Here is a 21,514-nt window from a genome sequence, read left to right on the forward strand (position 1 = left end):
TCAGGCCGCCCCGCGCCGCTCGAGTTGTTGTTCGATCAGCTGCCACCAGCCGTCGAGGGTCGGCGCGGCGGCCAGGTCCTCGAAGGTGAGCTTGATCCCGCATTGCTGCCAGCGACCGAGCAGCTGCATCACCTGCACCGAGTCGAGGCCGTAGTCCACCAGGTTGTCGCCGCCGTCCGGCGCGCCGGCGTCCTCTTCCAGCAGCGGCAGCACCTGGCCCCGCAGCCAGTCGAAACCGAGGGCCTCGGCGGGCTGCACGATAGCGGCGGTATTCAGCACCGCGCCGCAGCGGCCGGCGACAAACTCCAGCGCCATGCGGTGCTCGCGGCCGGAAAAATCCGCCAGCGCATCGGCCACAAGGAAGGGCTGGATATCGCGCATAAACGCGTCCAGCGCCGTGGCCATGCAGCCGATATGCGCGTAGACGCCGCCGATCAGCAGCTGGTCGCGGCGCCACTCGCGCATCAGGTCCTGCAGGCTGGAGCGCTGGAAGGCGCTGTAGCGCCACTTGACCAGCACCGTGTCGTCCGCGGCCGGCGCCAGCGGCGCGGCAATAGCGGCCAGCGCCGGATCGGCGTCGGTCAGCCCCGGCCCCCACATATCGTTGAGCAGCGCGCGGTCTTCCGCCGGCTGCTCCGCCGGTTGCGCGGTGTAGACCACCGGCACGCCGTTGGCATGGGCCCAGTCACGCAGCGCCACCAGTTTGGCCAGCAGGTTTTCCAGCAGCGGGTTGTCGGCGCCGTAGAAACGCAGGAAGTAATCCTGCATATCGTGGATCAGCAGCACCGCGCGCGCCGGGTCCGGCTGCCAGTCGACGCGGTTCGGCGGCAGTTCGCCGGGCAGGTCGTAGGCGGGAATGGAGGGAATACTCATGGCAACATCCTTATCGTGTGATTGACGCACTCGCGCCCGCGGTCAGGCGATCGAATCGGCGAGCTGGCGGCGCAACTGCACCTTGTCGGTCTTGCCCACCGCGGTCAGCGGCAGCGCGTCGACAAAGCGGAAACGGTCCGGCAGCTTGTAGTCCGCCAGCCCGAGTTCACGCAGGTAGCGGCGCAGCGCCGGCGCCTTCAATGACGGGTCCGACAGCACCAGAAAGGCGCAGCTCTTTTCCCCGAGGCGCGCATCCGCGGCCGCCACCAGCGCCGCGCCGGTGACGCCGGCGTGGCCGAGCAGCAGGTTTTCCACTTCCTCCGCGGCAATTTTTTCGCCGCCGCGATTGATCTGGTCCTTCACCCGCCCCACCACGCGCAGGTAGCCGCCGGCATCGCGCTGCACCAGATCGCCGGAGCAGTAGAAGCCGTCGCGGTCGAACACCTGTGCATTCTGCTGCGGCGCCTGAAAATAGCCGCGAAAAGTGTAGGGGCCGCGAGTGTGCAGCAGGCCGGTTGCGCCGTCGGCCACCGGCCGGCCGTCGCCGTCCAGCACGCGCACTTCGTCGGCATCGCTCATGGGGCGACCCTGGGTGGTGAAGAGACGGTCCGGGGTGTCGTCGAGGCGGGTGTAATTGACCAGGCCCTCGGCCATGCCGAATACCTGCTGCAGGCGGCAGCCCAGTTCCGCCGGCACCCGCAGCGCGGTAGCCTCGGCAAAACTGGCGCCGCCCACCTGCAGCAGTTGCAGGCTCGCCAGTTGCGCACGGGCGTGCGCCTGTTGCGCAGCTTCCAGCCACAGCAGCACCGCGGATGGCACCAGCGCGGCCAGGGTTACCCTGTGCCGCTCGATCAAGCGGAAGCAGTGCCCCGGCTCCGGTGACGGTGCCAGCACCACGGCGCCGCCGGCACAGAAAACGCCCAGTGCACCGGGGGAGCTGAGCGGGAAATTGTGTGCGGCCGGCAGTGCGCACAGGAAGCGCGTGGCGCTGTTGAGGCGGCAGATCTCGGCGCTGCCACGCACGCTGTAGTAGTAGTCGTTGTGGGTGCGCGGAATCAGTTTGGGCGTGCCGGTGCTGCCCCCGGACAGCTGGAAAAACGCCACTTGGTCCGCGGGCGACGGGGCGAAATTGTTCGCGGTTTCAGCGGCCGGGAAGCGGGGATCGGTCTCCACCAACAGGTCTGCCAGGTTTTCCGCGTAATCGGTCTCGCCCAGCATCAGCGTCAGTTGCAGTTCCGGTATTTTCCCGCGCAGCGACTGCGCAAAAGTGCCATCGCGAAACAGCGGCTGTGCGGCGGCGCCGATCAGCAGCGCCGGGCGCAACTGTTCGGCGTAGGCGTCGAGTTCCAGTTGCCGGTGGCTGAACAGCGCGTTTACCGGCGCCGCGCCCAGTTTCAGCAGGGCGAAAAACACCAGGTAGAACTCCGCCACATTGGGCAGTTGCACCAGCGCCGTATCGCCGCCGCGCAGGCCGCGCCGGTACAGCGCGCACGCCAGTTGTGTGGACAGGCGGTCCAGCTCGCCGTAGGAAAAGCTGCGCTCGCCGCAGAAAATCGCCGGCGCCTGCGCATCGGCCGCGCGCGCGACCAGGTCGGTCATGGGCCTGTCGGTCCAGTAGCCGGCGGCGCGGTAGCGCGCGGCCAGCTCCCGCGGCCAGGGGGTGAACGGAAGCGGTCGTGCACTCATACCTGAGCCTCCGCCAGCGCCGGTGCATTTTCCCCCGCGCTGCGCGGCCCGGACCGCGGCGCATGCTGTTCGACGCCCAGTGCCGCCAGCATCGTCTGCAGCTTGGCTTCGGTCTCCAGCCACTCGCTGTCCGGATCCGAATCCTCGACGATGCCGGCACCGGCAAACAGTTGCGCGCGCCGGCCGGAAAAAATACCGCAGCGGATGGTCACCGCCCACTCGCCGTTGCCCTCTGCGTCGCACCAGCCGACGATGCCGCCAAACAGACCGCGCTCGAACGGTTCCACCAGCTGGATCAGCCGGTGCGCCTGGCGGGTGGGATAGCCGCACAGGGCCGGGGTCGGGTGCAGATGGCAGGCCACCTGCAGGGCGGACAACGAGGTGTCGGCCAGCCGGCCCTCGATCGGCGTGGACAGGTGCCACATGGCGCGGGTGCTCATCAACTGCGGACCGTCCGGAATTTCCAGCTGTTCGCACAGCGGCTGCAACTGGCGGCGGATATCCTCGATCACCAGCCGGTGTTCGGAGGCGTCCTTGGCCGACTGCAGCAGGCCTTCGCCCACTTTTTTATCTTCCACCGAATCCGCGCGGCGCTTCGCCGAGCCGGCCAGCGGGTTGGAAAAAATCCGCTCCCCCTGGCGGCGCACCAGCAATTCCGGGCTGGCGCCGATCAGTTCCGAACCGTCGGCCAGCGGCAGGCGGAAATGGTAGCCGGAAGGGTTCTGGGCCAGCAGGCGCGCGAAGAACGCATCCAGGTCCAGTTTTTTCTCCAGTTCCAGTCGCAGGATGCGCGACAGCACCGCCTTGCGTATATCACTCAGTTGGAAGTTGGCGATCGCCTGGCGCACCGACTGTTTGAAGCGCGCTTCATCCGGCAGGCTCTCCCGCTGCAGGAGCCGCACCGGCAGTGCCGCATCCGCATCGGGGCGGCATTCCCGCTCGCGGGAGAACACCTCGTAGCGGCGCGGTATCGCCAACTGGCAGGGTTGCGACAGATCGAAAGGAATCGCACCGATGGCGACAGGGTTGGCGATTCCAGCGGCCCGCGCCCGGCCGAAGGCATCGCGCAGCTGCCGCTGGAAATGCGCGTCGCCGGCGCTGTTCTGGTGAACGGGAATACGGATTGATTCAAAGATGCCCCGCGCGCGAATCGCGCAGTGGGACGACAGAAACTGGAACTCGGCGGCTTCCCCTGCCTGCGGCAGTGCGGCGGACTCCGTGCCGACACCCTGGCTTTTCATGACTGGCTCCCGATGGTATTGACCCGACTCTTGTTGCCATCCGGTTGTCGCCCCCACAGGCGGCGCCAATCGTCCGACAGCGCCCGCCCAGGCACAGGAAAACCGGAGACCGGCGTCAGAAGCTGTAGTTGGCGCTCAGGTAATAGTTGCGCCCCAACTCGCGGATAATGAAGTTTTCGTTTTCGTCCTGAAGGTCCACGTCGGTGACATTCTTCACCCCGAAATTCAGCGCGACGGACGGCGCCGCCGCGTAGGAAGCGGTCAGGTCGACGCGGGTGTAGGCGGGCAGGGATTCGCCTTCGTAGTACTGCTCTCCCACGTGGTTGGTGGACAGCGAGGCGTCGAAGCTGTCGCTCACCCGCCAGTTGAAGGCCAGGTTGGCGAGTATTTCCGGGCGGTTGTCGAGATCGGTCTCCACGCCGTCGGCATCCCGGGCCTCGGTGTCCATGTAGGTGAGGTTGGCGGAAACGGCAAGGGCGTCGGAGAGATCCACGCGGCCGTCCAGCTCCAGGCCGCGGGTTTTTGCCGAGGCCACGTTGACCCATTCGCGGGCGACGGCCACCGGGTCGTAGACCGCCACGATCATGTCGTCCACGTCGTTGTGGAACAGCGCCGCGGTCAGGCGCCAGCCGGGCCGCCGCACGTCGATGCCCGCCTCGTAGTTGATGCTGGTCTCCGGATCCAGGTCCGGGTCGCCGCTGAGGTAACAGTTGCCGCCGCAACTGATCACGCTGTACTCCTCGCTCATCTGGTAGGCGTCGGGGGCCTTGAAGGCTTCACTGGCGCCAACCTTGAATACCACGCCATCGGCGATGGCGTAGGTCGCATAGATTTTCGGGGAAAAGTTGCCGCCGAATACCTCGTGGTCGTCATAGCGGCCGCCGAGGGTCAGGTTGAAGGTATCGGTGAAGGCAATCTCGTCCTGCACGAACAGGCCGCTGTTGCTGGTTCCCACCTCGCCGGTCTCCAGGTAGGTGACCGGGTCCTCAATCAACTGATCGCGGAAATCGATACCGGCGGTCAGGCCGTGTACGCCCAGCACACTGGTGGCATAGGCCTTGAAATAGGTATTGGTCTCGTTCAGCGTGCGCTGCTGCGGATCGTCGTAGGAGGAATTGAAATCGTCGATCTCGCTGTCTTCGCGTTTCAGGTAGACGGTACTCTTGCCCCAGCCCCAGTCGGCGTTGTGGGCCAGGCCATAGCTGGCACGGGTGATTTCCTGCTCGCGGTAATCGTAGGACTCGTAATCCCAGGCCGGGTAGAAAACGTAGCTGTAGAGGTTATAGGGGCGCTCGTCGTTGTCGTAACCGAGATCCACATCCAGGCTCTGGGTGTCGTTCAGCTCGATGCGCGCGGTGCTTACCAGGCTGGCGGACTGCTTTTCCTCCAGTGCCGGCACCTCCTGCGGATCCGAGGCGGAATAGCGATACCAGGGATCGCGCTCATAGATCTCGCCACTCACGGACAGGCTGACGCGGTCGCTGATGGCGCCGGCGGCGGAGGCGTTGTAGCGCTGCTGTGCGCCCTCCGCACCCGCTTCGATCTGGCGGTACTCCGCCGCGATGCGGCCGTGCCATTCCTGCGACGGTGCCTTGGTCACGATATTGACCACACCGCCGATGGCGTCGGAACCGTAGAGCGCGGCCATGGGCCCACGCACGATTTCCACCCGCTCGATGCTGCCCATGGGGATGGAACTGAGGTCGAAGTCGCCGCCGCGCCACAGCGCGCCAGCGGAGGAGACGCGCTTGCCGTCCACCAGGATCAGTGTGTAGCGCCCGCTCATGCCGCGGATCTGGATTTCGTCGCGCCCGGTGGGATCGGTGCGGTTGTTGACGCCAACGGTGTCCCGCAGCAGGTCGGCGAGGCTGTTGACCGGCACCCGCTCGATGTCCTCGCGCCCGATCACACTGGTAAAGGCCGGCGACGTGGCGCTGTCGCGGGCGCTGAGGGTAGCGGTCACTACCACCTCTTCCGTATTTTCGCCCTCGCTCCGGGTTTCTGCCCAGGCCGGCACGGCGGTGAGATTGAGTGCGACCAGGGACGCGAGGGTATTGCGGGCGAACATGCATTCTTCTCCTTGAACTGGGTCGTTTTCCCTACATACATCCAGGGGCGGGAATTTAGGCCGAGAATGCTATTGTTTCTCATTTAGATTTACAAGCTTGTTTTACTTGAAAAATGAGACAGATTGCAGGTTTTCTACGACCAGAAACGAAAAATGCGCAAATTGCGGGCAGGGAGGGTCAAAAAAAGTACGCTGCGACAGGCGCGGGCCGGAACCGGGGAAGAAGCGGGGATTTGCACAATCGGGGGAAGGGGTGCCGGTGGTCTTCGCGGACACCGCCGGCAGGGCGGGGAAAGTCCGCGGGGCGCCGGAGTCGCACGGCACCGCGATCGGCAGCCCCGGAAATCGCAGCCTGGCGAAGCGGGGCGACCGGCGGCTTAAAGCCGCATTTCTATACCGGCTTCCTGCATGAATGCCTTGGCCTCGGCGATGCTGTATTCACCGAAATGGAAAATGCTCGCCGCCAGCACCGCATCGGCGCCGCCCTCCAGCACACCCTCGGCCAGGTGCTGCAGGTTGCCGACCCCGCCGGAGGCGATCACCGGCACCGGCACCGCGTCGGCCACGGCGCGGGTCAGCGCCAGGTCGAAACCGTTTTTGGTGCCGTCGCGGTCCATGCTGGTGAGCAGGATCTCGCCGGCGCCGTAGTCGGCCATTTTCTTCGCCCATGCCACCGCATCGATACCGGTGGGCTTGCGGCCGCCGTGGGTGAAGATTTCCCACTTGCCCTCGCCTACCCGCTTGGCATCGATGGCGACGACAATGCACTGGCTGCCGAAACGCTCGGCCGCCTCGCGCACGAATTCCGGGTTCCTGACCGCGGCGGAGTTGATCGCGGTCTTGTCCGCGCCGGCGTTCAACAGGTTGCGGATATCCTGCAGTGTGCGCACGCCGCCGCCGACGGTCAGCGGGATGAAGACCTGCGCGGCCATCTGTTCCACGGTGTGCAGTGTGGTATCGCGCTCTTCATGGGTGGCGGTGATATCCAGGAAAGTGATCTCGTCCGCACCCGCCTCGTTGTAGCGGCGCGCAATTTCCACCGGGTCGCCGGCATCGCGGATATCGACAAAATTGACCCCTTTGACCACCCGGCCGGCGTCCACGTCGAGGCAGGGAATAATCCGTTTCGCGAGTCCCATAACTATTTTTTCCAGTCGTCGCAGAGCTGCTGTGCCCGCCGCAGGTCCAGCTTGTCTTCGTAGATGGCGCGGCCGGTAATGGCGCCGTGGATTTGCCCGGCTTCCAGCAACTGCTCGATATCGCCGAGACTGCTGACGCCGCCGGAGGCGATGATCGGCACATCCACCGCGCGTGCCATATCCAGCGTGGCCGGGATATTCACCCCCTGCATCATGCCGTCGCGGGCGATATCGGTGTAGACGATGGCGCTGACACCGCAGTCGGCGAACTGTTTCGCCAGCTCGGTGGCCCGCAGCTCGGACACTTCCGCCCAGCCCTCGGTGGCCACCAGGCCATCCTTCGCATCCAGGCCGACGATGATATGGCCCTCGAATTCGCGGCAGGCCTCCCTCACCAGCCCCGGGTTCTTGACCGCGGCGGTGCCGATAATGGCCCAGGTCACACCGGCAGCCAGGTATTTTTCCACCGTGTAGAGATCGCGGATGCCGCCGCCAATCTGCACCGGCAGGTCCGGAAACTGTTTCGCAATGGCGGTCACCGCCTCGCCGTTGACCGGGTTGCCGGCGAAGGCGCCATTCAGGTCCACCAGGTGCAGCCGCCGTGCGCCCTCGTCGACCCAGTGCTGCGCGGTGGCCAGCGGGTCGTCGGAGAATACGGTGGCATCACTCATCTCGCCCTGGCGCAGGCGCACGCACTGGCCGTCTTTCAAGTCGATTGCGGGGATTACGATCATGGTCAAATAATATTGCCGGTTGATGGTGGTCGTTTGCAGAGGTGCAGGATTCAGGCCCGGCCGTTCCAGCCGACAAAATTGTTCAGCAATTGCAGGCCGGCTTCGGCACTTTTTTCCGGGTGGAACTGGGTGGCGAAAATATTTTCCCGCGCGACGGCGGCCGCCAGCGGCACGCCGTATTCGGTGCGCCCGGCGATATCCTCACAGCCGTCCGCCGGCACATAGTAGCTGTGCACGAAATAGAAACGGCTGCCGCTGTCGATCCCGGCCCAGAGCGGGTGCTCGCGCGCCTGCTCGACCCGGTTCCAGCCCATATGGGGCACCTTTAATCTTGAGCCGCAGGCGCCAGCCGCCACTGTTTCATGCAGGCTGTTGCCGAAGAATTTCACCGGCTGCGGAAAGAGGTCCAGGCAGTCGATGCCGCTGTTCTCCTCGCTGCGGCGCATCATCAGTTGCATGCCGACACAGACGCCGAGAATCGGCAGGCCCGAGTCGATGGCCTCGCGCAGCAGCGGCTCGAAGCCGGATTCGACAAAACCCGCCATACAGTCGCGGATGGCGCCGACACCGGGCACCAGCAGGCGGTCGGCGCCCTCGGCCTGACCCGGCGTCGAGGCCAATACGATTTCATCGCCCGGCGCCACCTTCTCCAGCGCGCTGGCGGCCGAGTGCAGGTTGCCCATACCGTAGTCGAGAATCGCGATTTTCTGCGTCGCCGCGGCCATCAGAGCACACCCTTGGTGGACGGCATGGTGCCGGCCATGCGCGGGTCCGGCGTCAGCGCCATGCGCAGCGCGCGGCCGAAGGCCTTGAACACCGTCTCCACCTGGTGGTGGGCATTGTGACCGCGCAGGCAGTCGATATGCAGGGTGACCAGGGCGTGATTGACGAAACCCTGGAAGAATTCGTAGAACAGTTCGGTATCGAAATTGCCGATGCGCTTCTGGGTAAAGGGCACATCCATGATCAGGCCCGGGCGGCCGGAGAAGTCGATCACCACCCGGGACAGCGCCTCGTCCAGCGGCACATAGGCGTGGCCGTAGCGGGTCATGCCCTTCTTGTCGCCCACCGCCTCGGCAATCGCCTTGCCCAGGGTGATACCGATATCCTCCACCGTGTGGTGGTCGTCGATATGTACATCGCCGTCGCAACGGATATCCAGGTCGATCATACCGTGGCGGGCGATCTGGTCGAGCATATGCTCCAGGAAAGGCACGCCGGTGTCGAACTGGCCGCGGCCGTCGCCGTCCAGGTTGAGGCTGACCTGTATCCTGGTCTCCAGGGTGTCGCGCTTGACGCTGGCCTTGCGCATAGGCGAATGCATCCTTATTTCAGGCATTGAGATGGAAGGCGCGGATTATAGGACTAATAGCCGCCTCTGTGGCCGGTTAGTGACAAATGAAACTTGATTAGTGGCCACGACCGAATATCATACCGCCCATGGTCAACCATTCCCGCCAACAGTCCCGCTTCTGGGCCAGCCTGGTGCTGCTGCTTGCGATGATCGCAGCCCAGCCGCTGTGGGCGGAGCATATCCACCTGGACGACGGCCAGGTGGAGCTGTGCGACCTCTGCTTCAACCATATGCCCGGCGCCATCGGCGCCGACTTCCAGTTCGTCCAGCCGGCACCGGCGGTGCCCTACAGCACCCAATCTGCACCGGTACCGGGCGACTGTCAGCCGGAGCGCCCGCGCGCCCGCGCGCCCCCCGTCTTCCTGTCTCTCCACTGATCCCGAAACCAACTTTTTGATTTCCGGCGACGGCTGCCCGCCCGTGTCTGCGCATTCCGGTGTGCGGCACCCGTCGCCTGTGTGACAGGAATAAAAACCGATGTATAAGACCAGCAAACTGGCCCTGGCGATTGCCGGCGCCCTGACCCTGCCCGCCTCTTACGCCAATGCCGCCGACACAGGTGAGCGCCTGGAGGAGGTCAATGTGACCGTATCCCCACTGGACAAGCCCGCCGACGCCGTGGCCGCGCCGGTCTCGGTCCTGTCCGGCGACAAGCTGCGCGACGATGCCACCGCCACCCTGGGGCAGACCCTGCAGAACCAGCCCGGCGTGGCCAACGCGTCCTTCGGCGGCGGCGTGGGCCTGCCGGTGATCCGCGGCCAGAGCGCCAACCGGGTCAAAATCCTGAATGACAACCTGGACGTCGCCGACGCCTCCAGTACCAGCTCCGACCACGCCGCCACCGTCGAACCGCTGCTGGCCAAGCGCATCGAGATACTGCGCGGCCCGGCGACCCTGCGCTACGGCAGCGGCGCCATCGGCGGCGTCGTCAACGTGATCGACGGCCGCATTCCCACCGAAGTGCCGGAAGACCTGGAAGGCGCGCTGGAGATGCGCCACAACAGCGGCAACAGCCAGGACGCCGGCGTCTTCCGCCTGTCCGGCGGTGCCGGCCAGCTGGCCTGGTACCTGGACGGCGTCTACCGCGAGAACGACAACACCGAGATCCCCGGCCTCGCCATCCGCCACCACGAGGAAGAGCACCACGAGGAGGAACACGCCGGCGAGGAGCACGAGCACGAAGAGGAATTCAATACCGACGGCTATGTCGGCAACACCAACGCCCGCGCCCACAGCGGCAGCGGCGGCGTCTCCTGGATTACCGACAGCGGCTTTATCGGCCTGTCGGTGAACCGGCTGGAAAACAACTACGGTATTCCGCTCGGCGCCCACCAGCACCATCACGAGGAAGAGGAGCACGAGGACGGGGATGCGCTCGCCGAAGAGGAGCACGACCACGAAGAGCCGGAAGCCGTGCGCATCGATATGGTCCAGACCCGCTACGACCTGAAGGGCGAACACCGCTTCGACAGCGATTACTGGAACAAGCTCAGCTTCCGCCTGGGTTACAACGATTACGAACACGTGGAGCTGGAACCCCACGACGGTCACTATCACGAGGGCACCCGCTTCACCAACGAGGCCTGGGAAGGCCGCGCCGAACTGACCCACGACGACGGCGGCGAGTGGCGCGGCGCCTACGGAGTGCAACTGTCGGAGAAAGACTTCGCCGCTATCGGCGAGGAGGCCTTCGTACAACCCACGACCACCAGCAGCATCGGCGCCTTCACCATGAAGGAACGCCAGTGGAACGACTGGCACCTGGACCTGGGCGGCCGCCTGGAGCGGGTCGAGGTGGATCCGCAGACCGGCGCGCAGCAGGACTACAACCTGGTCGGCGCCAGCGCCTCACTGCAATACTTCCTCGCCGAGCACCAGCACATCAGCCTGGGCCTGACCAGCGCCGAACGCGCGCCGGTGGCCGAGGAGCTGTTCGCCGACGGCGCCCACGTGGCCGAGGCCCGCTACCTGACCGGTGACAGCAACCTGGACAAGGAGAACTCGGTCAACCTGGAGCTGGGCTACCACCACCACAACGACGACGCCAACGGCTGGCACGCGGCGCGCGTGGAGGCGAGTGTCTTCTACAACCGCGTGGGCGACTATATCTACGCGCAGAACAGCGGCCTCGAGGATCCCGAGAGCGAATTCCCGGTCTACGCCTACATGAATCGCGACGCGACCTTCTACGGCGCCGAGGCCTCGGTGCAGTTCCCGCTGACCTACGGCCTCCACCTGACCCTGTTCGGCGACACGGTGCGCGCCCAGTTCGACGACCGCATCGACGGCCTGAGCCGCGACGTGCCGCGCATGCCGCCGCTGCGGGTCGGTTTCGCGCTGGGCGGCGACTACGACCAGTGGAACTGGGAGTGGCGCACCACCGAGGCCGCGGACCAGGAGCGCGCCGGCGCCTACGAGGAGCCCACCGACGGCTATACGCGCATGGACCTGACCGCGCGCTACAACGTCGAGCTGGGCAATACCGACGCAGTCGTCTTCGCCAGTGCCCGCAACCTGCTGGACGAGGAGATCCGCAATTCCACCTCGCTGCTGCGCGACTACGCCCCGGAGATGGGCCGCAGCGTCGAGGCCGGCGTGCGATTCGTGTTCTGATCGTCGATCACTCCCCTCTCCAGGCGTAGCCCGGAAGGCGCGCGGCGGTATCCGGGATTCCCGGGTTCCGTCGCTGCGCGCCTGCACCCGGGCGACATACCGCCGCGCCGCCCGGCCACGGCCGTGTCCGCGGCGGCCGCTTTCTTCTACAATACCCCCGAAACGATTGCCCGCAGGCGCGGCCCTTCCGGGAACGCGGAGCTCCAGCTCCGCATGCGAACCGCTCCTGCAAAATAAAGACAGGGACCTCATCTCCATGGCCTGGATCAAGCGCACCCTTATCGCCCTACTGGTTGTCTTCCTGCTGCTGGCCGGCGCCGTCGCCTGGCTGCTGGCCGGCTTCGACGTCAACCAGTACAAACCGCAGCTGGAACAGCTGGCCGCCGAACAGGGCATTGCCCTCAAGCTCGACGGCGATATCGGCTGGCAGCTGTGGCCGAACATCGCCCTGGAACTGGAGGGCGTACAGCTGGCGCCGCTGCCACAGCCGGAACAGCCGCTGGTGCGCGCCGAGCGCGTCGCCGTGGGCGTGGCGCTGATGCCGCTGCTGAAACGGCGCATCGAGGCCAAAGAGGTGGTGCTGCTGGGCCCGCAGATCGACCTCAGCGTCGACGAACAGGGCCGCGGCAACTGGGAACTGATCACCGAGGCGATGGAGGAAAAGCAGAAACAGCAGGCCAGTGAACCACCGCAACTCGAGGTCCCACAGGAGGGCGAACAACAGCAGGCGCTGGACCTGGCGCTGGAGAAACTGCGGCTCGAGGACGGCCGCCTGAGTTACAGCGACGCCAGCACCGACACCGAGTACACCGTCGAGCAGCTGCGCATTTCCGCCGACAACCTGGTTCCCGGTGGCGAGCCCGGCCGGGTGCAGGCCAGCGCAGAGATCGCCGGCGGCACCCTGAAGCAGCCGGTGCTGCTGCAACTGAACAGCACCCTGGCGCTGGACGAGGGCCTCAACGGCCTGCGCCTGCAGCCGGCGACCATCGACCTGTCCAGCGGCGAGGCCGCCGCCAGCATCAGCCTGCGCGGCCATGTGCGCCGCAGCGCCGCCGACCAGCCCTGGCAGATCCAGATGAACGTCAACGCCGATATCGAGCCGCTGCGCCCCTGGCTCGCCGTCACCGGCACCGAGCTGGTGACCCAGAGCGCCGCGGCGCTGCAGAAACTGAGCCTGGAAACCAGCGTCGAGGGCACCGACAAGAAGCTCGACCTGACGCCGCTGCAGCTGAAACTGGACAACACCACCTTCGCCGGCAGCGCCCAGGTGCGCAACGCCAACATGCCCGGCCTGGACCTGACCCTGCGCGGCGGCGCCCTGGCGCTGGACGACTACCTGCCGCCGCCGTCGCCGGAAGAGGAACAGCCGCAGCAGGCCGCGGCCCCGGCCGAACCCACACCGCTGCCACTGACCGCGATGCGCGGTTTCAATGCCAACATCGACCTGTCCCTGGAGCAGGTGCGGGCCGTGGACCTGCAGGTGGACAACCCGCAACTGCAGCTGACCGTCGACAACGGCCTCTACCAGCTGCAGAAACTGAGCGCCGATCTCTACGGCGGCGAGCTGAACACCAACGGCCAGTTCAACGCCCGCGGCCAGTCCGCCGAGGCCACCCTCAGCGGCGGCCTCAGCAACGTGGAGATCTCCAAGGTACAGGCCGCACTCTTCCCCAGCGAGAAAGTGCAGCTGTCCGGCCGCGCCAGTATCAACTGGGCCGCACAGACCTCCGGCGCGGATACCGGGCAACTGCAGGAAAAGCTGCGCGCCGCGATACAGCTGTCCAGCGATCAACTGGCCCTGGCGCCGTTCAATCTCGAGAAAGGCATGTGCCAGCTGGTCAGCTATGCGGAGAAAACCAGCCTGCCGGAGCGCGACTGGCCCAACAGCACCCGGTTGCAGGACGTGCGCGCCAATATCGCGCTGAAGGGCGACAAGGTGGAAGTACAGGAAATACTCGCCGGGGTGGAGAACATCGCCATGACCGGCGATGGCGAGGTCGACCTGGACAAGGGCGAGTTCGACTTCGCCCTGGGCCTGGCGCTGGTGGGTGAGCGCACCTCCGCCGACGGCTGCACCGTCAGGAACGACCGCTGGCGCAACCGCCCGCTGCCGCTGCGCTGCAAGGACAGCTTCGCCGACGCCGGCGCCACCAGCTGCAAGCCCGACAGCCGCCGCATCGACGACCTGATCCGCGACGAACTCAAGTACAAGGCCGAAAAGAAATACGGCGACAAGGTCAAGGACAAGGTCGAAGACCTGAAAGACAAACTCAAGGGCCTGTTCGGCGGCGACTGAGCCCCGAACCTCGCCGTATCCTGTAGGAGCCTGCCCGCAGGCGAAAACGACGGAGCCCCGTTATTTTCGCCTGCAGACAGGCTCCCGCACCGCAAAACCGGTAGGATGGGCAGCCCGTCAATCCCGCAGTAACCCGAGCCCCATGACCCCAGCCCGATTCCAACAAACCGTCCTCACCTGGTTCGACCGGCACGGCCGCAAGGACCTCCCCTGGCAGCAGGACATCAACCCCTACCGCGTGTGGGTCTCCGAGATCATGCTGCAGCAGACCCAGGTCAGCGCCGTAATCCCGTATTTCGAGCGCTTTATGGCCAGCTTCCCGACCCTGGCCGATCTCGCCGCCGCGCCGCAGGACCATGTGCTGGCCCACTGGAGCGGCCTCGGCTACTACGCCCGCGCCCGCAACCTGCACAAGTGTGCACAGGCGGTGATGGACGAGCACGACGGTGAATTTCCCCGCGATGTCGAGGCCCTGTCGGCGCTGCCGGGTATCGGCCGCTCCACCGCCGGCGCCATCGCCAGTATCAGCATGGGCCTCAAGGCACCGATCCTGGACGGCAACGTCAAGCGCGTACTGGCGCGCCTGCACGCCGTGGACGGCTGGCCCGGACAGACCCCGGTGGCCAGGAAACTCTGGCAACTGGCCGAGACCTACACCCCGGCCCGACGCTGCAACCACTACACCCAGGCGATGATGGACCTGGGCGCGACCGTCTGTACCCGCACAAGGCCCCGCTGCGACGACTGCCCCCTGGCCCGCGCCTGCAGCGCCCGCGCCCAGGGCAACCCGCAGGACTACCCCGGCAAAAAACCGCGCAGGGAAAAACCGGTGCGCAGCACCACCATGCTGCTGCTGGAGCGGGACGGCGAAATTTACCTGCAGCAGCGACCGCCCACCGGTATCTGGGGCGGCCTCTGGAGCCCGCCGCAACTGGACGAAGACGACGGCGGCGAAGCCAGTGCCCGGGAATGGCTGGCGGTGCGCGACCTGGACGCCCAGGAAATACAGCCGCTGCCGCCGCTGCGCCACACCTTCACCCATTTCCACCTGGATATCAGCCCGGTCTGGGTGCAACTGGCGGATCGGCCGCCACAGGTAGCCGAGCGCGGCAGCGGCTGGTATAAACTGCGCCGGATCAACCGCCCCCGCGCGGCCCAGGAGCTGGGGCTGCCAGCGCCGATCGTCAAACTGGCCAAGCAACTGCTGGCCCTGCAGGCGCCACTGCTGACGGATTCCCCGGCACCCTGACGCCCGGGAAAGGGGCCGGGGGAGAGGGGCCGGGGAAGAAAGCCCCCGGGAGCGCGGAGCCATTGTTTGTAGCGCTGAAGGCTCCAGCTCGGCTCGCGGGCCGCAGGCCCGTCGATCACGACCAACAGACTTAAACCGATAACGGAGACCCCATGTCCAGAACCGTATATTGCCGCAAGTACAAGCAGGAACTGGAAGGCCTGGACGCACCGCCCTTCCCCGGTCCCAAGGGCCAGGACATCTTCGAGAACGTCTCCAAAAAGGCCTGGCAGGAGTGGATGGCCCACCAGACCATGCTGATCAACGAAAAGCGCCTCAACATGATGGAACCCTCCAGCCGCGCCTACCTGGGCGAGCAGATGCAGAAGTTCCTGAGCGGCGAAAGCTACGACGAGGCGGAGGGTTATGTGCCGCCGGAAGAAGGGAATGACAGCTGAAAAGTGAGCGCCCACTGACCGAAAAACTATTTATCAATCAAGGGCTTGACTCGGGCCCGGCGAGCGGGTTTAATACGCGCCTCGCGACGCCGGGAAGCCCGGACAGATCGCAAGGCCCGGATAGCTCAGTCGGTAGAGCAGGGGATTGAAAATCCCCGTGTCGGTGGTTCGATTCCGCCTCCGGGCACCATTTTTCAAAGCCTCGGTAAACACCGGGGCTTTTTTGTTTCCGCCTTTTTTACCCCGCCCGATTGCCACACCGGCGACCGCAGCACCTGTGTGTATATTCCCACGCAAATAGCCGCTACAGAATGGCACCCTGCAACCCCAGCGTGATATATATCAAATATATTCCGAGGTAAATTCCCGTTCAGCGCTTAACACCAACCAAAGTCATAAAATGACAAATATAAAGAGAAAACCCGATACCCAACTCCTAAAGTCCGTATGGTCCAGATCATCGGATTACATCATGAGCGAAGAGTCGCTGGAGCCGGCACGGTTGGAACTGGATCACCTGATTGCGTCTGTCTTCAACAATGGCCCCTTTTACTATTACGTCATCGACTTCTCCAACATGGCGCTGAGTCATGTCAGCCCCGGTATCCGCGAGATCCACGGCCTGGAACCCGAAACAGTCTCGTTCCAGGATATTCTCGACCAGATCCACCCGGATGACATGGATTTCGTCTCCCGTGCCGAAGAAAAATGTATAGAGCTGGTTTTCGGGCAAATGACGCCGGAAAAGCGCAAGCAATACAAGATGTCGTATTGCTTTCGCTTCAGGAATGCGGATGGCTCTTATCAACTGTTCAATCACCAGGCCATTATCCTGACCTCTGATGAGAAGGGAAAATTGTCGAAGGCCCTGAATATTCACACCAATATCAGCCACCTGACCGACAGCAACAATTACCGGCTGTCGCTAATCGGAATGGGCGGCGAACCCTCACTGCTGAATATCCGCGTCGATGACGACAAGGTGCCGAAGCAGATGCGCCCGATATTCAGCAGGCGGGAAGTGGAGGTACTGAAACTGATGTCCGGCGGGCTGACCAGTACCGAGATAGCCGGGAGGCTCTGTATCTCCCCGAATACGGTCAAGAACCACCGCAAGAATATCCTGCGAAAAGCCGGCTGCAAGAATTCCGGCCAACTGATAGGGAAATGTATTACCGAGGGCTTGCTGTAGATTCCGCGCCCCACGCTGTAACCGGCCGTAATCGGAAATGACCCCAAAGGACTATTGCCCACAATACCGATTGCCGGCACTTTAGACGGGAACCCCTGAATCCCCGAAACAATTCAGGGGTTCAGCGGTACAGGGATGTACCGCATTACAGTTTTAAAGGGTCTCATAATTGTATTGACCGTTGTCCAGACTCTTCCAACAGTGGGCGATTCCTGTGTTCGCTCCACACAGTCGTCATTCCGGACTCGATCCGGAATCCAGGCGGCCGGGGCACCTTCGCTGGATCCCGGATCGAGTCCGGAATGACGACTGCGACCGGTGGTTTGGGTCAAAACAATTTTGAGACAACTAGTGGGCCGCTTGTAAAGTTCGGTAACAAAGGAGCACAGCCAAATCGTTCAGGTCAAGGCGAGAAAGCGCTGGAATAGCAGCGTTATTTCAAGCTTTCTCAACGCAGAGCTGGACGATTTGGCGAAGCGAACTGTTACCTAACTTTGCGAGCGGCCCACTAGTAACCCGCCCTGATCAGAAGTTCTCCACGCACATCGGCCCCGCGACAGACTCCGCCGCATCCCTGCCGTACAGGGCTTCCACCAGTGACAGGCTGAACCGCAACGCGGTACCGGGCGCCCGGCTGGTGATAAGGTTGCGGTCCCGCACCACCGGTTCGTCGCTGGCCTCCCGCACATATTGCCGCAGCTCCTCGCGGAAGGCCCCGTGGCAGGTTGCCCTGAAATCGCCGATAAGTCCGCTGCGCCCCAGTACCACTGCCGGCGCGGCACAGATGGCGCCGAGCCAGCGGCCGGCATCCAGTTGCGCCTCCAGCAGGCGGATCAGCGTTACCGAATCCGCCAGGTGCGCGGCCCCGGGCATACCGCCGGGCAGTGCAACCAGGTCCCAGCCGATGTCCGCGCACTCATCCAGCAGGCAATCCGCCTGTATCGCGACACCGCGGGAAGCGGTGACCTGGCGGCGGGGCATCACCGAGGCCAGCGTGACGTCGGCTTCGGCACGTCGCAGTACATCGACGAGGGTAACGGCTTCGATTTCCTCGAAGCCATCGGCTATCGGGACCAACACTCTGGGCATATGTCCTCCCACCAGGATTGTCTTGTGGTGTCTGCAGCAGGGACCCATCATTTCGCCTGCAAGGCAGGCGCCTGCGGAAAACCCGGTTCAGAGCCACACCGACCAGTAGAAGCGGATCACATTGGCTCCGAAGCTGTAGGTCGGCTCCTCCCCCACGGCGATGTCAGTACTGCCATCGTGCACCCGCACATCGCGAAAGTTGTCGTAGTCGAAATAAATATAATCCCAGAACAGGTTCACCGTGTTCCTGCGGTCGAACAGCGACCAGCGGTCCGGCAATCGGTAGGAGACGCCGAAGCCGATGGAGGTGTTGGAGAAATCGCTGAGCTCTTTATCCCGCGCCATAAAGGTGGCGGCGTTGGCATACGGGAAAAGATCGCTGTAGAAATCCGCTCCAGATTGCTTGTAGAAGCGCAGTTTGCCCTCCAGTATCCACTCGTCCTGCTCGTCCAGCGGGTGCGTATAGCGGAACTCGATATTGTCCGCATCTATTCCCCAGCTGTCCGCATAGCGGCGGTACTCGGTCTTGACTGCCGCGCGATAGGGTAGCCGGTATTTCGCACGAATGGCGATGGCATCGCTGTTGCGCGTGCGCGGATAATCTTCGGACTGGTAACTGAACCCCAACGGGATACTCGGGTCGACAAAGCGCACACTGCGGTACGGGTTGTTGAGGTAACCCTCGTCGGACACAGTTTCCACGCTCAGCTCGGCGATCAGCTTCTGTGTCAGTATCTGGTTCCAACTGAAGCCGTAGCGGCGGTGCTCGGCCACATCGGAAAAGCTCTCATCGCCGTTCTTGAACACTTCGTCGCTGCCGTAGCTTACACGCAGATCCAGCGTGCTCATATCGCCGAAGAAGGCCTGGCTGATACCGAAGGCAACCGTCTCCGCCTCGTAGTCATTCTCGGAACTGTTGGTGTAGCCGAGACTCATGGTGGTCTTGTCCACCAGGTAGTCGGCAGACATCGAGTATTCGTCCCGCTGTTCCGAGTAGGCGCTCGCAGTGGACTCCACATCAATTGAGGCACCGGAGATCATATCGACGTAGTAGTTGGCGGATACGGACACGGAATCGCCGATATTCTTGCGCACGAGCACCGATGGGCCATCGATAGTGACACCGCCACCGCTGTAGGAGTGGTACATGGTGTCGGCGCGCTCTTCGGGCAGAACGGCGGCGTTGGCGGCGAAAGGAAGGAAAAGCCAAACGCACAGCAGGCATACAGCTTTGTAGGATGGGCAAAGCGAAGCGTGCCCATCAATGCCGGGCCTGATGGGCACGTCGCTGCGCTCCTTTGCCCATCCTACGGATGCTCGAAGGTAAGAATCAGTTACAGCCACAACCGCCTCCACTGCCACCTTCGGCACCCCGGGCCGCCTCGCGGGCCTCGTAGACGTGGTTCATATAGCCGGTCGCAATCGGGTCGCGCTCAAAACTCATGATCGGGTCCGCCAGGTAGTGTCGCTCGTAGGGCTGCACCCAGGGCGTCGCCGAGCAGCCGCTCAGGAGCAGCAGGCCGATGGCGATAAAAAGCAGTGAACGCGACATGGGCTTACTCCCGGATCAGTTCCTTGATGATTTTCTTGTAGGCGGCCTCGTCGCCGTCGCGGTAGCCGCGGTGGATATGGCGCACCTTGCCGTCGCGGTCGATAAACACCGAGCTGGGCATGGCGTCGACGCCAAACTGCTTGCTGACGTTACTACTGCTGTCGAACAGCACCGGGAAATCCACCGGAATCTTCGCCAGCATCTGTTCCGCATCGGCGCGCTCCGCGTCCACGTTCACACCCCAGACCTGGAAGCCGGCGGCTTCGTAGCGCGCATGCAGTTCGTCCAGCAGCGGCATTTCCTTGCGGCAGGGGCCGCACCAGGAGGCCCAGAAGTTCAGCATGATCACATCGCCGCGCTGCTCTGCCAGGCGCAGGTTGTCGCCCTTGTTGGAGGCCAGGGTGAAATCCGGCGAGGGTTCAGCGGCTGTGGACAATTGCGCAAGCAGTGCCAGCGATAAACAGGCTAAAAATCGAAACATTTTTTCGTCCTCTTATATTCAACGTCTGATTATTTTATTCAAAACCATGGTTCATTGACCTGGCCCACCCGGCCTGGTGTGCCCGGGTAACTGGATTCCGGCCTGCGCCGGAATGACGATGTCGGCCGGCTCAGAAAAATACGGCCACTCCCAGTTGCGCCGACAGGTTGTTGGTATTCTGCACCTCGCCGAAGATCTCGTGCTCGAATATATGATCGCGTACGTCGAGCCGTACCGACAGCCAGTCGTTTGCCAGCACCCGCACACCGGCACCGACGTTGTAGGTGAAGTGATCCTCGTCGGCGAAGTCGGTGTTGCCGACACCGCCGATCAGGTAGAGGCTGCTGTTCAGCGCCCAGTCGTCAAAAATAAAGGTCTCGCCGGGAAACAGGTTCCAGCCCAGGGACAGGTTGTAGAAACTGAGCTGGCGCTGGTCGTCGGTCAGCAGCGGCGCGGAACCGCTCAAGCGCTCGAAACTGGATTCGCCCAGTTCCGTCTGGCCGTAGCCCGCCTCCATAAACAGGTCCTCGTTGATATGGTAGGCCAGCGCGCCGCCGTAGAGCGTATTGGAGCCGAAGTCCTCCACGTTCATGACACCCCCCAGGTAGGCGGTGATCTCGATATTCTCGCTGTCGATCTGCGCCTCGCGGATTTCGCGGCGCTCGATATCCGGCGAGATGATATCGCCGAGCACATCGTCCTCGCTCTGGGCAAATACGGAAGGCGTCGCGGCCGATAGCGCGAGCCCCGCAATTAGAGGTATACATCGAAACCGAGTTTCCACTCGACAATCTCCTGGTTGTTTTCCCGCGAGGTCAGCAGGTAGTGATTGGCCACTTCGGCCCGCAGCGCAAAGCGGCGGGAAAGGTAGGTCTTGATACCAAAGCCGGTCAGCATGGCCGTATCCTCGCGATCCTCGGTGGCGACGATGGTCGCATTCGGCGAAGTGATATTGAGGCCGGTGCCCAGCATGAAATAGGGGGAAAATTTCCAGCGCGGAAACGGCTGGTGGATCACGGCCAGCTGGTAGGTCTGGCTGTCGGAGTAGGCCCCCACCGCCTGGGTCGCGCGCAGTTCGGCGGACAGGTTGGCGGTAAAGCGATAACCCAGGTTCACCCCCATGGAGTCGGCGCCGTCGAAATCGCCGTAACTGAATCCCAGGTGAAAGTGCTGCTGTTCGATGTCGCTGAAATCCGGCAGCGGCACCGCCACCTGCTCCCCGTCGATACCGTAGATCTCATCCAGCTCGGCGACACGGATCCAGCCGCTCTTGTCGCGGCGGGTGGTCACCTTGACCCAGTCGGTGCGCCGCTTCAGCAGCCAGATGGTCTCGCCGTGCTCCGCCACATGGAAAATCGGGTAGCCGCGCCCGGGGCCGGTGTGCATATTCAGGTAGGGTGCGCCGACGGTGACCTGTTCCGCGTCCTCCGGCACATGCTGCGGGCGCTCGATCGTCTCCGCGCGCGCGACACCACTGGCCAGCAGCAGCGCCAGTGCGAGTTTCAATACT

At 63.9% G+C, this 21,514-nt stretch carries 20 protein-coding genes and 1 tRNA gene; 7 read left to right on the forward strand and 14 right to left on the reverse strand.

Translation table 11 applies throughout. The features are described from left to right. The 8 genes from MWN76_RS10395 to hisB form a co-directional block, all read right to left on the reverse strand. Complete coding sequence (locus MWN76_RS10395; protein WP_250461341.1) at nt 1-873, reverse strand: isochorismatase; 873 nt, start codon at nt 871-873, stop codon at nt 1-3. Between the two features lie 42 nt (nt 874-915). Then, nucleotides 916-2,559, reverse strand: a complete 1,644-nt coding sequence (locus MWN76_RS10400; RefSeq protein ID WP_250461342.1) for a (2,3-dihydroxybenzoyl)adenylate synthase — start codon at nt 2,557-2,559, stop codon at nt 916-918. Continuing rightward, nucleotides 2,556-3,800 carry an isochorismate synthase gene (locus tag MWN76_RS10405; RefSeq protein WP_250461343.1) on the reverse strand — a complete coding sequence of 415 codons (1,245 nt, stop codon included), beginning with the start codon at nt 3,798-3,800 and terminating at the stop codon, nt 2,556-2,558. The genes MWN76_RS10400 and MWN76_RS10405 overlap by 4 nt, the downstream gene beginning before the upstream one ends. Nucleotides 3,801-3,915: 115 nt before the next feature. Next, a complete protein-coding gene (locus tag MWN76_RS10410; protein ID WP_250461344.1) occupies nt 3,916-5,868 on the reverse strand; it encodes a TonB-dependent receptor plug domain-containing protein in 1,953 nt (650 codons plus the stop codon). Nucleotides 5,869-6,245: 377 nt separating this feature from the next. Further along, complete coding sequence (gene hisF, locus MWN76_RS10415; RefSeq protein ID WP_250461345.1) at nt 6,246-7,007, reverse strand: imidazole glycerol phosphate synthase subunit HisF; 762 nt, start codon at nt 7,005-7,007, stop codon at nt 6,246-6,248. 2 nt (nt 7,008-7,009) lie between these two features. Next, nucleotides 7,010-7,741 (reverse strand): 1-(5-phosphoribosyl)-5-[(5-phosphoribosylamino)methylideneamino]imidazole-4-carboxamide isomerase, encoded by a 732-nt coding sequence (hisA, locus tag MWN76_RS10420; protein WP_250461346.1) that lies wholly within the window; start codon nt 7,739-7,741, stop codon nt 7,010-7,012. Between the two features lie 50 nt (nt 7,742-7,791). Continuing rightward, nucleotides 7,792-8,466, reverse strand: coding sequence for an imidazole glycerol phosphate synthase subunit HisH (gene hisH, locus MWN76_RS10425; protein WP_250461347.1), 675 nt, complete (start codon nt 8,464-8,466; stop codon nt 7,792-7,794). Beyond that, nucleotides 8,466-9,053: an imidazoleglycerol-phosphate dehydratase HisB gene (gene hisB / locus MWN76_RS10430; protein ID WP_250461348.1), complete on the reverse strand. Its 588-nt coding sequence runs from the start codon at nt 9,051-9,053 to the stop codon at nt 8,466-8,468. Before hisB ends, hisH begins: the two co-directional genes overlap by 1 nt. 128 nt (nt 9,054-9,181) lie before the next feature. Here hisB and MWN76_RS10435 point away from each other — a divergent pair, with 128 nt between their 5' ends. The 7 genes from MWN76_RS10435 (at nt 9,182) to MWN76_RS10465 (ending at nt 16,882) form a co-directional block, all read left to right on the forward strand. After that, nucleotides 9,182-9,472: a hypothetical protein gene (locus tag MWN76_RS10435; RefSeq protein WP_250461349.1), complete on the forward strand. Its 291-nt coding sequence runs from the start codon at nt 9,182-9,184 to the stop codon at nt 9,470-9,472. A gap of 100 nt (nt 9,473-9,572) precedes the next feature. Then, nucleotides 9,573-11,708, forward strand: a complete 2,136-nt coding sequence (locus MWN76_RS10440) for a TonB-dependent receptor (RefSeq protein ID WP_250461350.1) — start codon at nt 9,573-9,575, stop codon at nt 11,706-11,708. Nucleotides 11,709-11,964: 256 nt separating this feature from the next. Next, nucleotides 11,965-14,004: an AsmA family protein gene (locus tag MWN76_RS10445; RefSeq protein ID WP_250461351.1), complete on the forward strand. Its 2,040-nt coding sequence runs from the start codon at nt 11,965-11,967 to the stop codon at nt 14,002-14,004. 142 nt (nt 14,005-14,146) lie between these two features. Next, entirely contained in the window at nt 14,147-15,253 is a 1,107-nt protein-coding gene (gene mutY, locus MWN76_RS10450) for an A/G-specific adenine glycosylase (RefSeq protein WP_250461352.1), read from the forward strand. Nucleotides 15,254-15,405: 152 nt separating this feature from the next. Next, nucleotides 15,406-15,690 carry an oxidative damage protection protein gene (locus MWN76_RS10455; protein ID WP_250461353.1) on the forward strand — a complete coding sequence of 95 codons (285 nt, stop codon included), beginning with the start codon at nt 15,406-15,408 and terminating at the stop codon, nt 15,688-15,690. 114 nt (nt 15,691-15,804) lie between these two features. Then, a tRNA-Phe gene (locus MWN76_RS10460) sits at nt 15,805-15,880 on the forward strand. Nucleotides 15,881-16,162: 282 nt separating this feature from the next. Beyond that, a complete protein-coding gene (locus MWN76_RS10465) occupies nt 16,163-16,882 on the forward strand; it encodes a LuxR C-terminal-related transcriptional regulator (RefSeq protein WP_250461354.1) in 720 nt (239 codons plus the stop codon). A 525-nt stretch (nt 16,883-17,407) separates the two neighbouring features. On the opposite strand, the gene MWN76_RS10470 is transcribed toward MWN76_RS10465, so the two are convergent. The 6 genes from MWN76_RS10470 to MWN76_RS10495 form a co-directional block, all read right to left on the reverse strand. Then, nucleotides 17,408-17,971, reverse strand: coding sequence for a DJ-1 family glyoxalase III (locus MWN76_RS10470; RefSeq protein WP_250461355.1), 564 nt, complete (start codon nt 17,969-17,971; stop codon nt 17,408-17,410). 87 nt (nt 17,972-18,058) lie between these two features. Then, nucleotides 18,059-19,120: a DUF3570 domain-containing protein gene (locus MWN76_RS10475; RefSeq protein ID WP_250461356.1), complete on the reverse strand. Its 1,062-nt coding sequence runs from the start codon at nt 19,118-19,120 to the stop codon at nt 18,059-18,061. Between the two features lie 181 nt (nt 19,121-19,301). After that, the gene (locus MWN76_RS10480) at nt 19,302-19,523 is read right to left on the reverse strand and encodes a DUF4266 domain-containing protein (protein ID WP_250461357.1); all 222 of its coding nucleotides are present in this window, start codon (nt 19,521-19,523) and stop codon (nt 19,302-19,304) included. Between the two features lie 4 nt (nt 19,524-19,527). Beyond that, nucleotides 19,528-20,004, reverse strand: a complete 477-nt coding sequence (locus tag MWN76_RS10485; RefSeq protein WP_250461358.1) for a TlpA family protein disulfide reductase — start codon at nt 20,002-20,004, stop codon at nt 19,528-19,530. Between the two features lie 130 nt (nt 20,005-20,134). Beyond that, the gene (locus tag MWN76_RS10490) at nt 20,135-20,788 is read right to left on the reverse strand and encodes an outer membrane beta-barrel domain-containing protein (RefSeq protein WP_250461359.1); all 654 of its coding nucleotides are present in this window, start codon (nt 20,786-20,788) and stop codon (nt 20,135-20,137) included. After that, a complete protein-coding gene (locus tag MWN76_RS10495; RefSeq protein WP_250461360.1) occupies nt 20,758-21,510 on the reverse strand; it encodes an SH3 domain-containing protein in 753 nt (250 codons plus the stop codon). Before MWN76_RS10495 ends, MWN76_RS10490 begins: the two co-directional genes overlap by 31 nt. Nucleotides 21,511-21,514 lie beyond the last annotated feature (4 nt).

Source organism: Microbulbifer litoralis (assembly GCF_023634065.1).
GTDB classification, from domain to species: Bacteria; Pseudomonadota; Gammaproteobacteria; order Pseudomonadales; family Cellvibrionaceae; genus Microbulbifer; species Microbulbifer litoralis.